Source organism: Pseudomonas sp. GL-R-26, assembly GCF_019947365.1.
Lineage (GTDB): Bacteria > Pseudomonadota > Gammaproteobacteria > Pseudomonadales > Pseudomonadaceae > Aquipseudomonas.
In genome coordinates, this window is sequence record NZ_JAGYGI010000017.1 from 47935 (window position 1) to 62435 (window position 14501).

At 60.8% G+C, this 14501-nt stretch carries 13 protein-coding genes; 9 read left to right on the forward strand and 4 right to left on the reverse strand.

Annotated elements, in window-relative coordinates; all coding sequences use genetic code 11:
- Positions 1-521 precede the first annotated feature (521 nt).
- The 3 genes from KGA96_RS18520 to KGA96_RS18530 all read left to right on the forward strand — a co-directional run bounded on the left by KGA96_RS18520 (position 522) and on the right by KGA96_RS18530 (position 5560).
- Entirely contained in the window at positions 522-1886 is a 1365-nt protein-coding gene (locus tag KGA96_RS18520) for a TolC family outer membrane protein (protein WP_223466232.1), read from the forward strand.
- A gap of 149 nt (positions 1887-2035) precedes the next feature.
- A complete protein-coding gene (locus KGA96_RS18525; RefSeq protein WP_223514186.1) occupies positions 2036-4195 on the forward strand; it encodes a type I secretion system permease/ATPase in 2160 nt (719 codons plus the stop codon).
- A 9-nt stretch (positions 4196-4204) separates the two neighbouring features.
- Positions 4205-5560 carry an HlyD family type I secretion periplasmic adaptor subunit gene (locus KGA96_RS18530; RefSeq protein ID WP_046043728.1) on the forward strand — a complete coding sequence of 452 codons (1356 nt, stop codon included), beginning with the start codon at positions 4205-4207 and terminating at the stop codon, positions 5558-5560.
- A gap of 152 nt (positions 5561-5712) precedes the next feature.
- Here KGA96_RS18530 and KGA96_RS18535 read toward each other — a convergent pair whose 3' ends face one another.
- Both KGA96_RS18535 and KGA96_RS18540 read right to left on the reverse strand, forming a co-directional pair.
- Positions 5713-6306 (reverse strand): tRNA-uridine aminocarboxypropyltransferase, encoded by a 594-nt coding sequence (locus KGA96_RS18535; RefSeq protein WP_223514189.1) that lies wholly within the window; start codon positions 6304-6306, stop codon positions 5713-5715.
- Positions 6307-6310: 4 nt separating this feature from the next.
- A complete protein-coding gene (locus tag KGA96_RS18540; protein ID WP_007972518.1) occupies positions 6311-7204 on the reverse strand; it encodes a LysR family transcriptional regulator in 894 nt (297 codons plus the stop codon).
- A gap of 376 nt (positions 7205-7580) precedes the next feature.
- Between KGA96_RS18540 and speB the strand changes: the two genes are divergently transcribed.
- The 6 genes from speB (at position 7581) to KGA96_RS18570 (ending at position 13238) form a co-directional block, all read left to right on the forward strand.
- Positions 7581-8531: an agmatinase gene (gene speB / locus KGA96_RS18545; protein WP_046043724.1), complete on the forward strand. Its 951-nt coding sequence runs from the start codon at positions 7581-7583 to the stop codon at positions 8529-8531.
- 9 nt (positions 8532-8540) lie between these two features.
- Complete coding sequence (locus tag KGA96_RS18550; RefSeq protein WP_046043723.1) at positions 8541-8963, forward strand: YybH family protein; 423 nt, start codon at positions 8541-8543, stop codon at positions 8961-8963.
- A 55-nt stretch (positions 8964-9018) separates the two neighbouring features.
- Positions 9019-10536: a purine-cytosine permease family protein gene (locus KGA96_RS18555; protein ID WP_223514192.1), complete on the forward strand. Its 1518-nt coding sequence runs from the start codon at positions 9019-9021 to the stop codon at positions 10534-10536.
- A gap of 190 nt (positions 10537-10726) precedes the next feature.
- The gene (locus KGA96_RS18560; protein WP_046043720.1) at positions 10727-12106 is read left to right on the forward strand and encodes a sodium:solute symporter; all 1380 of its coding nucleotides are present in this window, start codon (positions 10727-10729) and stop codon (positions 12104-12106) included.
- Between the two features lie 84 nt (positions 12107-12190).
- Positions 12191-12916 (forward strand): MBL fold metallo-hydrolase, encoded by a 726-nt coding sequence (locus tag KGA96_RS18565; RefSeq protein WP_046043719.1) that lies wholly within the window; start codon positions 12191-12193, stop codon positions 12914-12916.
- Between the two features lie 70 nt (positions 12917-12986).
- Entirely contained in the window at positions 12987-13238 is a 252-nt protein-coding gene (locus tag KGA96_RS18570; protein ID WP_046043717.1) for an acyl carrier protein, read from the forward strand.
- A gap of 86 nt (positions 13239-13324) precedes the next feature.
- Here KGA96_RS18570 and KGA96_RS29665 read toward each other — a convergent pair whose 3' ends face one another.
- Both KGA96_RS29665 and ptrR read right to left on the reverse strand, forming a co-directional pair.
- On the reverse strand, positions 13325-13453 hold the full coding sequence (locus tag KGA96_RS29665) for a PA1414 family protein (RefSeq protein WP_007972508.1): 129 nt from the start codon (positions 13451-13453) through the stop codon (positions 13325-13327).
- Between the two features lie 135 nt (positions 13454-13588).
- A complete protein-coding gene (gene ptrR / locus KGA96_RS18575; protein ID WP_046043716.1) occupies positions 13589-14482 on the reverse strand; it encodes a putrescine utilization regulator PtrR in 894 nt (297 codons plus the stop codon).
- Positions 14483-14501: the final 19 nt, after the last annotated feature.

Here is a 14501-nt window from a genome sequence, read left to right on the forward strand (position 1 = left end):
GCGGGTTGTCTGGCGGATCGTGTTCCGGGTGCCGGTTTACTTGAGTAAGCCGTGGCCCCGGCACCGATCTCGCCCAGCCAGTCGCTCACGGCGCTGTTTACGATTTCGGGAAAACCCCTCTGCAATCAATGGCATCGGATCCCTGTGCGCAACAACGTTGCCTGTGAGCGATGCGTAACGATCTTGAATCACTCGAGTGACAAAAAACCGTCACCACCAGATCGCTCGCGTCCCTCCCCTCCAGCACTTCTCCGCTCTTTGTCGATAAGTGGATTGGAACTTTCCTCAAGCCCTCGATGAGCGCCCTAGAGCTCGTAAAACAAGGGTTTTCGAGTTGAACAATGTGCTGGATTTTGCAGAGCGCATAAGTTTTTTTTGGCATAAGCGTTATGAAAAAAATTTCTTAGCTACGCTTCAAAATGTTCTTAGCTCTTGTGTTAAAGATGTGAAACAACTTTACCTATAAATGTCGTCAAATAATTGGCGACGGATAAGCACCATCAGGAATCAGGGAGATGTACATGCGCCTATTAACCCCCCTCTGCAGCGCGGTTCTTTTGGCCATGGCCTGCTCATCCCAGGCTCAGGCCATGACGCTGACCGAAGCGATCCAGAGCACCATTGCGACTCACCCGGAACTGGCATCCCGTGTGGACAGCCGACTGTCGGCGGATGAGGACGTGAAGGTCGCCAAAGGGGGCTTTTATCCATCGGTTGATTTGAATGCTGCCTACGGGCGCGGGTACAGCGATAACACCAATACCCGGGCGCTCACCCCCGGCGGGCACAACACCGAAACCTTGAACTACACCCAGTCGGAATTGCGCCTGCGGCAAATGCTCTTCGACGGGTTCAACACTTCCAATGAAGTCGAACGCACCAAAGGCGTGGTCAACTCGCGCGCCTATTACGCTCAGGGTACGGCTCAGGATCTGGCCCTGCGCACCACCGAGGTTTACCTGGATGTCCTCAAGCGCCGCGAACTGGTGACACTGGCCAAGAACAACCTGCAAGCGCACTTGCGGGTCAACGACCAGATCGGACTGCGCACCCAGCGCGGCGTGGGCAGCAACGCCGATGCCGACCAGTCCAGCGCTCGCCGGGCACTGGCGGAAAACAACCTCGACACTGCCGAAGTCGATCTGGCCGATGCCGAGTCGAATTTCTATGCCGTCGTGGGGCGCATGCCCGATGAACTGGAAGCCCCGCCGTCGATTCGCGGCGAAGTCCCTGCCTCCCTGCCGGAAGCCCAGCAGAGCATGGTGGAAAACAACCCTTACCTGAAATCGGCCCAGGCCGACGTGCAATCAGCCGAAAGCCAGTACGAAGTCGCCAAGTCGCCGTTCTACCCGCGTTTAGACGGCGAGGCGGCAGTGGGCGCCAACAACAACGTGCAGGGGGATGAAGGCCACGACAACGAATGGCGAGTCGGCGTGGTGATGAACTACAACCTGTTCCGCGGCGGCAGCGACAAGGCGCGCCTGGCCTCCGACGCGCACAAGATCAACCAGGCCATGGACATCCGTAACAATGCCCTGCGCCAGCTCAACGAGAACATTCACCTGGCCTGGAACGCCATGGTCAATGCCAAGAAACAAACCCCGACCGCCCGTGAATACGCCGACACCAGCAAGCGCGTACGCATCGCCTATCAGGATCAGTTCGGCCTCGGCCAACGGACACTGCTGGACCTGCTCGACAGTGAAAACGAGCTCTACAACGCCAACCGTCGCTACACCGAAGTGCGCTACACCGAAGAGTTCTCGATGTACCGTGTCCTGGCGAACATGGGCCAGTTGCTGAGCAAGCAACGGGTCGTACTGCCCGCCGACGCGATCGCCCAGACCGAAGTGAAAAACGAAGCCCGTCTGCCTGAAATGAAATAACGAAGTACCCGTGCAGGAGCTACCGCCGGCTGCGATCTTTTGACTTTGCTTTTGAGCATACAAGATCAAAAGATCACAGCCGGCGGCAGCTCCTACAGTGTGATACGCAGATATCTGTCAATTGCCGTAGAGCAACGGGAGCAATCAATTTGACCAGCATGGAACCCGGCAACACTGGTGTCGATCCGCGCCTGAGCTTCGATGACCCGCTTCTGGACGGTCTGTTGATCCTCTGCAAACTCCACGGCGCGACGGTCAGTCGCGCCAGCCTCAGTGCCGGGCTGCCAATGGCACACCAACGCCTGAGCCTGGACCTGCTGCCTCGTGCAGCGGCCCGGGCCGGTTTGCAGGCGCGCTTGCTGCGCCGCGACCTCAAAGACATCTCCGCGCTCAACCTGCCCGTGCTGCTGTTGCTCAACAACGGCCGCACGGCCGTGCTGCGCCGTTATGGCGAGGACGGCAAGGTGCTGATCCTGCCCAGCGAAGCCGACGGCGGCGAACAATGGCTCAGCCCCGAGGAGCTGGCCGAACACTACAGTGGCCAGGCGTTGTTTGCCCGGCCACGCCACGAACTCGAAGACTTGCGCTCGCCGCTGGTACCTCGGGTCCAGGCATGGTTTCGCGATACGCTGAAGCTGTCGAAATGGCTGTACAGCGATGCGATCCTGGCGAGCTTCCTGATCAACCTGCTGGGGTTGATGGTGCCGCTGTTCGTGATGCAGACCTACGACCGCGTGGTGCCGAACCAGGCCACTTCGACCTTGTGGGTGCTGGCGATCGGACTGCTGATCGGCACCGCTTTCGAACTGGTGCTGCGGGTCGTGCGCGCGCACTTGCTCGATACCGCCGGCAAGAAAACCGATGTGATCCTGTCGGCCACCCTGTTCGAGCGCATCACCGGCATGGCGATGAAAGCGCGACCGGCGACCATCGGCGGCTTCGCCCAAAGCATTCATGACTTCCAGGGCCTGCGGGAATTTCTCACCGCCGTGACCCTCACCAGCCTGATCGACTTGCCCTTCTGCTTGCTGATGCTGCTGGTGATCGGCCTGCTCGGTGGCTGGCTGGTGGTGATCCCGATTCTGGCGTTTCCCATCACCATCATCTTCGCCATGGTGATCCAGGTGCGCCTGCGCGATACCGTACAGAAAAGCCTCAGCCTCGGCGCCGAACGCCAGGCACTGCTGATCGAAACCCTCAGCGGCCTGGAAACCCTCAAGGCCTGCAGCGCCGAAAGCGAACGCCAGCACAAATGGGAAAGCACCCACGGCGCCCTCACCCGCCTCGACAGCCACGCGCGCAACCTCTCGGCCCTCGCCACCAACGGCACGCTGTTCATCCAGCAACTGTCCGGCATGGCAACCATCGTCGCCGGGGTCTACAGCATCATCGCCGGCAACCTCAGCGTCGGTGCCCTGGTGGCCAGCTACATGCTGGGCAGCCGGGTGCTTGCACCACTGGGGCAGATCGCCGGCCTGATCACCCGCTACCAGCAAGCGCAACTGACCATGAAAAGCACCGACGCACTGATGGGCCTGCCCCAGGAGCGCGACGCCAGGCAACGGCCGCTGGAGCGCACCCAACTGCAAGGCGCGCTGGATGTTGTCGGCGTGACCTTCCACTACAACGGCCAGAGCTCTCCCGCCCTGGCCAATGTCAGCTTCAGTGTGAAACCCGGCGAGCGCGTCGGCATCATCGGCCGCAGCGGCTCAGGCAAAAGTACCCTGGCGCGACTGGTGATGGGCTTCTACGAACCGGATGAAGGCCAATTGCTGCTCGATGGCCTGGACCTGCGGCAACTGGACGTCGCCGACCTGCGCCATCAAATCGGTTACGTCGCCCACGACCTGCCGCTTTTGGCCGGCAGCCTGCGCGACAACCTGACCCTCGGCGCGCGTTACATCAGTGACTCACGCATGCTTGAAGTGGCGGAAATGACCGGCGTAACCGAACTGGCCCGACAGCACCCGCAAGGCTTCGACCGGCCCGTGGGCGAGCGCGGGCAACTGTTGTCCGGCGGCCAGCGCCAAGCCGTATTGATGGCCCGGGCGATGTTGCTCGACCCGCCCATCATGCTGCTCGACGAGCCCACCAGCGCCATGGACAACAGCAGCGAAGACGTCCTGCGGCAAAAACTTCACGGCTGGGTCCAAGGCAAAACCATCCTGCTGGTGACCCATCGCACCTCGATGCTGAGCCTGGTGGACCGGTTGGTGGTGCTGGACAACGGACGGGTCGTCGCCGACGGTCCGAAAGAAGCAGTCATCGATGCACTGCGCAAGGGCCGTGTCGGCTCTGCGGCCGTCTAGGAGTAGCCCATGTCTGCCGATCAAGGATCCCGTGGCTACTTCGACAGTTTCAACAAAAGTGCCGAGACCGAGTTCATGCCGGAAACCGCCGGCGCCTCCTTGCAGGACTCACCGCGCTGGTCGCGAATCACCGTGTGGCTGGCCGCCGGGCTGGTGGTCAGTGCGCTGGTCTGGGCCAAATTCGCCGTGTTGCAGGAAGTGACCATGGGCGAAGGCAAGGCGATTCCCTCGAGCAAGGTCCAGGTGATCCAGAACCTGGAGGGCGGCATCGTCACTGAAATTTTCGTCCGTGAAGGACAAATGGTGAACAAGGGCGACACCTTGCTGCGCCTGGATGACACCCGCTACCTGTCGAACAAGGGCGAAAGCGAAGCCGATCGCTATGCCTTGACCGCGCAGGTCGAACGGCTTTCGGCCGAGGCCGAGGGCCGGCCGTTCAAGCTGTCAGAAGAAGTGATCGCCAAGGCCCCGCAAGTGGCCGAAGACGAGCGCTCGCTGTACGACCAGCGGCAACGTCGACTGGCCAGCGAGCAGCGCACCCTGAGCGAGCAACTTCGGCAAAAAACCCAGGAACTTGCAGAGTTCCGCTCAAAACAGGGGCAGTTCAGTTCCAGCCTGGCGCTGCTGCAACAAGAGATGAACATGTCCACACCGTTGGTGGGCACGGGTGCGGTGTCACCGGTGGAAATCCTGCGGCTCAAACGCAGCGCGGTGGAGATTCGCGGCTCGCTGAACGCCACCACCCTGGCGATTCCCCGGGCGGAATCGGCGATCAACGAGATCAAAAGCAAGATCGACGAGTCGGAGCAAACCTTCCGCTCGGAAGCCGCCAAAGAGCTGAACGAGAAACGCACCGACCTGTCGAAAATCACAGCCTCAAGCATTGCTATCGACGACCGTGTCACCCGCACCACCGTCGTCTCGCCGGTACACGGCATCATCAAGGTGTTGAAGGTCAACACCATCGGCGGCGTGGTCCAGCCCGGCAGTGACATGGTGGAAATCGTGCCGCTGGAAGACAACCTGCTAATCGAAGCCAAGGTGCGGCCACAGGACGTTGCATTCCTGCATCCGGGCCAGAAAGCCATGGTCAAGTTCAGTGCCTACGACTACACCATTTACGGCGGCCTGAGCGCCAAGCTGGAATTGATCGGCGCCGACACCATCACCGACGACAAGGGCAACAGCTTCTATCTGATTCAGGTGCGTACCGACAAAAACCATTTGGGCGGGGATGTGAAACCGCTGCTGATCATCCCGGGGATGGTGGCGACGGTGGACATTATTACCGGGGAGAAAACGGTGCTGGATTACTTGCTTAAACCGGTGTTGAAAGCGCGGACCGAGGCGATGCGCGAAAGGTAAGCCTGACTCAATCTCTGTGGCGAGGGGGCTTGCCCCCGTTGGGTCGCGCAGCGGCCCCAAACCATTCTCGCCGGTGTATCAGGCAAACCGCATCAACCGCTTTTACGGCGGCTTCGCCGCCGAACGGGGGCAAGCCCCCTCGCCACAATTCATCATTGTTCGTGATTTTTGCGGTAAACCTCCTCCCCCATCGCCGCAATCTGCCCCTCGATCAACGCCTCGAACGGCTTCAGCAACGGCGCAAACGTTGCCGGCGCTTCGAGGGTTTCCAGCGCCTGCACAATCGCCTCCAACGTCGACAACGCTCCCGGCCCCGGCGCCTTGCGCAAGCGATAGCGGGACACGCCGCCTTCGGCCAGCGTCACCCTCGGCAACGCCGCCAACAGCGGATTGAGGTGCAGCATCTTGCGCGCCTTGCGCCAGGTGCCGTCGGGGACCACCAGCAACAAGGGTTCGTCCGTCGCGGCACAAGCCTGCATCGGCTGGGCATCTTCGCCGGGAAACAGCAACCGCGCCCGATACCCCGGCTGGTTCAACAGCGTCGGCAAATCCTCGAACACCTCGCCGACGATCAACTCGGCATTCTTCAACCCTAGCGCCGCCAGACGCGCGGTGTTCAACGCATGATTCACTTCGCTCGGATGCTGCAACAGCAACACCCGGGTGCGGCTGTCGAGGCTGGGGATCAATGGGCAAAGGCAGTGGCTTTGCGGGCGCAGGCAGCGCGGGCACTGGATTCTGGACATCTTCTCAGGCCTGATTCAGTTGGGCTTTAAGCAAGTCGCGGAATGTCTGGATCAGCGGCTCGCGGCTACGCCCCCGACGCACGATCATCGAGAACGGCGCCTGATAACCAAAGGTCGCCGGCAGCAACACTCGCAGGTCACCCTTGTCGGCCCAGGCCTGGGCGTAGTGCTCCGGCAGGTAGCCGATGTAGGCGCCGGACAGCACCAGAATCAACTGGGCCTCCATACTTTCTACCGTCGCGGCGCTGTGCTTGAAACCGTGGCGTGCCAGTTCGGCCTGGCTCCAGTAGCCACGACCGACCATGCGCTGCTGGGTAATGACTTGCTCGGGGATGCGCCGTTCGTTGAACAGCGGATGCCGCGTGCTGCAATACAACCAGTGTTGTTCACGGTACAGCGGCATGTACACAAGACCGCTCATGCGCGTGGAAAACGCACCGATGGCCAGGTCGAGGCGGTTGTCCTGCACGCCGAGTTGCAATTCGTAAGGGCTCATCACCGACAGGTGCAAGTGCACGGCCGGGTGTTCCTGGCTGTAGGCACCGATGGCTTCGGCGAACGGCAGGGCCTTGTCGCTGACGGTGGAGTCGATCACTCCGAGGTTCAAGGTGCCGCGCAACTCGCCCTTAAGGGCGGCGGCATACTGCTCGAAGCCTTCGAGTTCGCCCAGCAGACGCAGGGTTTCCTGATGGAACAGCTCGCCCTTGCTGGTCAGGCTGAAACCACCACGGCCGCGATGGCACAGGACCAGGCCGAGGGCTGCTTCAAGTTGGCTCATGTAGGTGCTGATGGCCGACGTCGAGAGATTGAGCTCCTGCTGGGCGTTGGCGAACCCCTGATGGCGCACCACGCTGACGAAGATGCGCAATAGTTTCAGGTCGGGTAAAGCGTTGGCCATCAGACACTCCAAATACAAAGGTCACACGCTGCTCTAGGTGGAATGCACATCACTGTGGCGAGGGGGCTTGCCCCCGTTGGGCTGCGCAGCGGCCCCAAACCCGTCATCCGGGATGCATCAGGCAAACCGCGTCAACGTGATTTACGGCGGCTGCGCCGCCGAACGGGGGCAAGCCCCCTCGCCACATTGGTTCTGCGGATGTCCGTGAGTCTATCGCTGTCCCAGCCATTAGTTTAGAAAAATCTGAACTAAGTATTTGCCCGTAGCGATTCTTCCCGGCCACTACATTTTGCAGAATCGGCGCCACAAGGTTCGCCCGTACTCCCGTGAATGGCGCAACCGACATAAATAAAACAACGACGATGAGGCCCTACCCGTGGACAAGATTCTTCACCAACCACTGGGCGGCAACGAAATGCCGCGCTTCGGCGGCATCGCCACCATGATGCGACTCCCCCATTTGAATACCGCTGCCGGCCTGGACGCTGCCTTCGTAGGCGTGCCACTGGACATCGGTACATCGCTGCGCCCCGGCACCCGTTTCGGGCCTCGCGAAATCCGCGCCGAGTCGGTGATGATCCGCCCGTACAACATGGCCACCGGTGCTGCCCCGTTTGACTCGCTGTCGGTTGCTGACATCGGCGATATCGCGATCAACACGTTCAACCTGCTGGATGCCGTACGGATCATCGAAGAATCCTACGACAACATCCTCGAACACGATGTGATCCCCCTGACTCTGGGCGGCGACCACACCATCACCCTGCCGATCCTGCGTGCCATCCATAAAAAGCACGGCAAGGTCGGCCTGGTACACATCGACGCCCATGCCGATGTGAACGATCACATGTTCGGCGAGAAGATCGCCCACGGCACCACCTTCCGTCGCGCCGTTGAAGAAGGCCTGCTGGATCCGGACCGTGTCGTGCAGATCGGTCTGCGTGCCCAAGGCTACACCGCTGACGACTTCAACTGGAGCCGCAACCAGGGCTTCCGTGTGGTTCAGGCTGAAGAGTGCTGGCACAAATCGCTGGAGCCTTTGATGGCTGAAGTCCGCGAAAAAGTCGGCGGCGGTCCTGTTTACCTCAGCTTCGACATCGACGGCATCGACCCTGCCTGGGCACCGGGTACCGGTACCCCGGAAATCGGCGGTCTGACGACCATTCAGGCAATCGAGATCGTTCGTGGCTGCCAAGGCCTCGACCTGGTCGGTTGCGATCTGGTAGAAGTCTCGCCCGCTTACGACACCTCCGGCAACACCTCGCTGCTGGCCGCCAACCTGCTGTACGAAATGCTCTGCGTACTGCCTGGCGTAGTCCACCGCTGAGGATTGGTCATGAACGAACGTGATCAGGTGCTCAAAGCCGCCGCCGATCTGGTGTCCGCTTTTGCCCGTAACGATCGCGAAGCCTACTTCGGCGCGTTCAGCGCCAATGCCAGCTTCGTCTTCTACACCCTCGAACAGCCCCTGCTGTCGCGCGACGCCTATCAGGCGATGTGGGACGGCTGGCGCTCTGAGGATGGCTTCGAGGTGCTCTCGTGCACCTCAAGCAACGCTTTCGTCAGCCTGCAGGGTGACGTGGCGATTTTCATCCATGACGTAGCCACCGAGTTGCGCATGCAAGGGGAGCAACACTTCAGCCAGGAGCGCGAGACGATTGTTTTCAAGAAACAAGCGTCTGGCCAAGAACAACAAGGCCTATGGCTGGCCTGCCACGAACATTTGTCCGCGATGCCGGAAGGGCTGCCAACCCCTTAGCCAACACAGGTGACGCTCACGCACGATGAGCGCGCCTTTATGATCGGAGCTGATCATGAATAACAACAACAACAACAACGACCAAAGCCTTACGCAAATTGAAACCTACGGGGTCGAACAGATCCCGGACAGCGAACGCACCGCAGGTCCGACGGACTTGTTCCGGATGATCTTCGGGGGTTCCAACACCTTTGCAACCGCCGTCCTCGGCAGCTTCCCGGTACTGTTCGGCCTGTCTTTCCAGGCGGGCGTCTGGGCGATTGTGCTGGGCGTATTGCTGGGTTCGCTGATCCTCGCGCCAATGGGCCTGTTCGGCCCGATCAATGGCACCAACAACGCCGTATCTTCCGGGGCGCACTTCGGCGTGCACGGGCGGATCGTCGGTTCGTTCCTGTCGCTGTTGACCGCCATCGCCTTCTTCTCGCTCTCGGTGTGGAGTTCGGGGGATGCGCTGATCGGAGGCGCCAAACGCCTGATCGGCCTGCCGGAAACCGACCTGACCCTGGGCCTGGCCTACGGTCTGTTCGCGATCCTGGTATTGACCGTATGTATCTATGGATTTCGCTTCTTGCTGTGGGTCAACAAGATCGCGGTGTGGAGTGCCAGCCTGCTGTTCCTGCTGGGCATCTTCGCCTTCGCCGGTCCCTTCGATGCGAACTACGCCGGCACCGTCAACATGGGGCAACCCGGTTTCTGGGCCGCGTTCATTGGCGCTGCGCTGGTGGCGATGAGCAACCCGATTTCCTTCGGTGCGTTCCTCGGCGACTGGTCGCGCTACATTCCGCGTGACACCTCCAAGCGCCGCATCATGGCGGCGGTGGTGATTTCGCAGATCGCGACGTTCATCCCGTTCCTGTTCGGCCTGGCCACCGCGACCATCGTGGCGATCAAGGCACCGGACTACATCGCGGCCAACAACTATGTCGGTGGTCTGCTGGCGGTATCGCCGAGCTGGTTCTTCCTGCCGGTGTGCCTGATCGCGGTGATTGGTGGCATGTCCACCGGCACCACCTCGCTCTATGGCACCGGCCTGGACATGTCCAGCGTGTTCCCTCGGGTGCTGTCGCGGGTCAAGGCCACGCTGCTGATCGGTGTGATGTCGATTGCCTTCATCTTCATCGGGCGCTTCGCGGCCAACCTGGTGCAGAGCGTGTCGACCTTCGCCGTGCTGATCATCACCTGCACCACCCCGTGGATGGTGATCATGATCATCGGCCTGCTGGTGCGTCGCGGCTTCTACTGCCCGGATGACCTGCAAGTGTTCACCCGCGGCGAGAAAGGTGGCCGCTACTGGTTCACCCACGGCTGGAACTGGCGTGGCCTGGGTGCCTGGATCCCGAGCGCGGCCGTCGGCCTGTGCTTCGTGAACCTGCCGGGTCAGTTTGTCGGGCCACTGGGCGAAATGGCCGGTGGTATCGACATCAGCTTGCCGGTGACCCTGGGCCTGGCCTCGCTGGTGTACCTGGCGCTGCTGAGCCTGTTCCCGGAGTCGAGCGCAGTGTTCGGTCCGAACGATTCACGCAGCCAGAGCACGGATTCGCTCGCTAAACCGGCGATGCGTCAAGCCGCCTGATTCAACGCATTACCTGTGGTCAACACATTACCTGTGGGAGCGTGGCTTGCCCGCGATGAACGATAACGCGGTCTGCCTGGTGGACCGCGGCGCTCCCTTCGCGGGCAAGCCACGCTCCCACAGGAATTGATGTTCCCACAGGGATTGATTTTCAGCCTCACATAAAAAAGACAATCGGAGACACGCAACAATGGCTTTGGATTTATTCGTCGTACTCATCTACGCCGCCGCGATGCTGATACTCGGCTACTACGGCATGCGCAAGGCCAAGACCAACGAAGACTTTTTGGTCGCCGGTCGCAACCTCGGCCCAAGCCTGTACATGGGCACCATGGCTGCCACCGTCCTGGGCGGCGCGTCCACCGTGGGCACCGTGCGTCTGGGCTACGTGCATGGCATCTCCGGTTTCTGGCTATGTGCGGCCCTGGGTTGCGGGATCGTGGCGCTGAACCTGTTCCTCGCCAAACCGCTGCTGAAACTGAAGATCTACACCGTTACCCAGGTCCTGGAAAAACGCTACAACCCGATGGCCCGCTCCGCGAGCGCGGTGATCATGCTGGCCTACGCGCTGATGATCGGCGTGGTTTCGATCCTGGCGATCGGCACCGTATTGCAAGTGCTGTTCGGCCTGCCATTCTGGGTGTCCGTTCTGCTCGGCGGTGGCGTCGTGGTGATCTACTCGGCAATCGGTGGCATGTGGTCCCTGACCCTGACCGACATCGTCCAATTCGTGATCAAGACAGTCGGCCTGATGTTCATCCTGTTGCCGATCTGCCTGTACCGCGTTGGCGGCTGGGATGAGTTGGTATTGAAACTGCCGGCAACCGCCTTCAGCTTCACCACCATCGGTTGGGACACCATCATCACCTACTTCATGATCTACTTCTTCGGGATCCTGATCGGTCAGGACATCTGGCAACGGGTGTTCACCGTCAAGACCGCTAAAGTGGCTCAGGTTGCCGGTACTGCTGCCGGTATCTACTGCATCGTTTATGGTCTGGCCTGCGCCCTGATCGGCATGGCCGCTCACGTGCTGATCCCGGATCTGGATAACGTCAACAACGCCTTCGCCGCCATCGTCAAACTGTCGCTGCCGGACGGTATCCGTGGTCTGGTGATTGCTGCTGCACTGGCCGCCATGATGTCCACCGCCAGCGCTGGCCTGCTGGCCGCTGCCACCACCCTGACCGAAGACCTGCTGCCGAAACTGCGCGGCGGTAAACAGTCGAGCCTGGGCCTGAACCGCCTGGTCACCATGCTGACCGGTATTGTGGTGCTGGGTATCGCTCTGGTCGTGAACGACGTGATCAGCGCCCTGACCCTGGCGTACAACCTGCTGGTAGGCGGCATGCTGATCCCGCTGATCGGTGCGATCTTCTGGAAACGTGCCACCACCGCCGGCGCCATCGCCAGCATGGGCATGGGCTTCGCCACTGCCCTGCTGTTCATGTTCAAGGATGGTCTGGATGCCAATACCCCGATCTACTACAGCCTCGGTGTAGGCCTGGTGAGCTTTGTTGCAGTCAGCCTGCTGTCCCGTCGCCCGGTGACTGTGGCCAGCGCGGCCTAAGCTGAACATAACGACTTGATGCTTTCTTCGACGAGTGTGGCGTCGGTTGCCGCACTCGTTTTTTTCGTCTGGAGAAAACTGCTCATGAAGATCGTCAGCCGCGATCATTGGTTCGAAGTCAAACATCTCAGCGACGGCATCCGCTTGATTCACGAGCCGTACATCCGCCCCTTCTACCGCTGCAACCTCTGGCACATCCAGGGCCGTAACAAAGACCTGCTGCTGGATAGCGGTTCGGGGCTGGTCAGCCTGCGCGAACAACTGCCGTGGATCACCGAACGGCCGCTGGTGGCCGTGGCCAGCCACTGCCATTTCGATCACATCGCCGGTCATCACGAATTCGCTGAACGGCTGGTGCACCCGGCCGAGGCGGACATTCTCGCCGCCCCCGATGGCGACAACGACCTGAGCAAAGCCTTCGTCGGCGACGACATGTTCGAGGCGCACCCCGATTGCCCGCTGTGCTACGCCGAATACCGGGTCAAGGCCGCACCGGCCACGGGGTTTGTCGAAGATGGGGATGTGCTGGACCTGGGTAATCGGGTGTTGCAGGTCGTGCACACACCGGGACACTCACCGGGTGGCATCTGCCTGTACGAAGCCGCCACCGAGACCCTGTTCAGCGGCGACATCATCTACGACGGCCCGCTGATCGAAGACGCCTACCACTCCAACCTCGATGACTACGCCCGCAGCCTGCAACGCTTGCACGCGCTATCGATCCGCACGGTGCATGGCGGGCATTTCGGCAGTTTTTCCGGGGAACATTTGCGCAGCATGATTGACGAATGGCAGCGCTCACACGCCTAAAGCCTGCTGTACTCAACGGCAGGAACTGCACCGGCAGGAAGAACTACACCCACTTCCTCGAAGAACGATCATGAAAGAAGCTGCCCTTCGTGCTGTCGTACATCGCTACATCAGCCGCCTGCTGGAAGGCCGGGATGACTTCGACGACAACGCCAGCCTGGCGCAGTTGGGATTGGATAAAAAAGATATCGAAGAGCTGATCTTCCATCTGGAAGATGAACTGGGTGTCACGGCGTTTACGGTAGAGGAAGACCGGATGCTCAAGACCGCCAGGACGGCGAATGATTTGAGCCGGTTTTTGCTGGAGATCGGGCGGTACTAAGGCTGGTGATCAAACGTACACGAAGCGGCAAGGGAGCTTGCTCCCTCGCCACGGGAAACCTTTCACCTGTCAGATGATATCTGCCATTACCGGCGTCGCTGCTGGCGCCGACGTTGTTCGTCATCAGTACGAACAGGCACGGGTTGCAGAGGCGGTTCGATCAAACCGAGAGCCACGCCCAGGTCATGCAGCCAGTTTTGGATTTTCTCTTTCATGGTGCCCCCTTCAGGGTAGTGCCGAGCGGCCAAAGTTCTGTAGCCCCTTCGTACAGATAATAGTCCGAAGTCCTACGCAATGCTCGCGCAAAGTCACAAGGATCTGTTACTGAATCCATCACAATCAGCCTGTGTTCAGGCAATGTCCTGTGCCCGCACTCGTGCCGGCGGAAAAACCACCTGTTGCTGCTCGATCCAGGCATTCAGGTTGGCCCCGACCATGCCCTTGCGCCACATCAGCCAGGTGGTAGCACTGGCGAACGGTTCGGCCAACGGATGCACGGCCACACTCTCACGACCCGGCAGACTGGCGAGCATCGACTCCGACATAAGCGCCACGCCGGAACCGGCAATCACACATGCCAGCATCCCCGGGTAGGACTCGATCTCCATCGCCCGGCCCATGGCCGCATGGTCATGGGCGAACCAGGCCTCCAGGCGCATGCGGTAGGAGCAGCCCTGGCGAAAGGTGAACACCGAACGCCCCTCCACATCCAGCGCGCTACGCACTGGCGGATGGTCGGCCTCGCTGATCAGCACCAGGCGCTCGTCACACAAGGGCACACCGTCAAGCCCGGCCAGTTCCAGGGGGCCATCCACCAGCGCCGCATCGAGTCGACCGGTGAGCAGGCCTTCGAGCAATTCACCGCTGGGGCCGGATTGCACTTGCAGGTTCACCGCCGGATACAAACGGTGGTAGTGCGCCAATAGCCCCGGAAGATGAATCGCCGCTGTGCTGTACATGGTGCCGAGCACGAAGTCGCCCGCCGGTTGCCCGCCCTGCACTGCCGCACTGGCTTCATCGCGCAAGGCAAAAAGCCTGGCGGTGTAGTCCAGCAGGACTTTTCCCGCAGGCGACAACTGCAAGCGCTGACGTTCGCGCAGGAACAGTTCGACGCCCAGTTGCTCTTCCAGCTGTTTGAGCCGGGTCGACAGGTTCGACGGTACTCGATGCAGCCGTTCGGCGGCCCGGGTGATGGACCCTTCTTCCGCCACTGCCTGGAAGATGCGCAATTGGCTGAATTCCACGACATTCTCCAAAAAAGAA

Excerpts from the sequence above, each read along its gene's own strand:
- KGA96_RS18555 (WP_223514192.1), top strand. The coding sequence starts at position 9,019 with ATGAATAACAACAACAACAACAACGACCAAAGCCTTACGCAAATTGAA.
- KGA96_RS18540 (WP_007972518.1), bottom strand. The coding sequence starts at position 7,204 with ATGGCCAACGCTTTACCCGACCTGAAACTATTGCGCATCTTCGTCAGC.
- KGA96_RS18520 (WP_223466232.1), top strand. The coding sequence starts at position 522 with ATGCGCCTATTAACCCCCCTCTGCAGCGCGGTTCTTTTGGCCATGGCC.
- KGA96_RS18570 (WP_046043717.1), top strand. The coding sequence starts at position 12,987 with ATGAAAGAAGCTGCCCTTCGTGCTGTCGTACATCGCTACATCAGCCGC.
- KGA96_RS18550 (WP_046043723.1), top strand. The coding sequence starts at position 8,541 with ATGAACGAACGTGATCAGGTGCTCAAAGCCGCCGCCGATCTGGTGTCC.
- KGA96_RS29665 (WP_007972508.1), bottom strand. The coding sequence starts at position 13,453 with ATGAAAGAGAAAATCCAAAACTGGCTGCATGACCTGGGCGTGGCTCTC.
- KGA96_RS18530 (WP_046043728.1), top strand. The coding sequence starts at position 4,205 with ATGTCTGCCGATCAAGGATCCCGTGGCTACTTCGACAGTTTCAACAAA.
- KGA96_RS18535 (WP_223514189.1), bottom strand. The coding sequence starts at position 6,306 with ATGTCCAGAATCCAGTGCCCGCGCTGCCTGCGCCCGCAAAGCCACTGC.
- KGA96_RS18560 (WP_046043720.1), top strand. The coding sequence starts at position 10,727 with ATGGCTTTGGATTTATTCGTCGTACTCATCTACGCCGCCGCGATGCTG.
- KGA96_RS18565 (WP_046043719.1), top strand. The coding sequence starts at position 12,191 with ATGAAGATCGTCAGCCGCGATCATTGGTTCGAAGTCAAACATCTCAGC.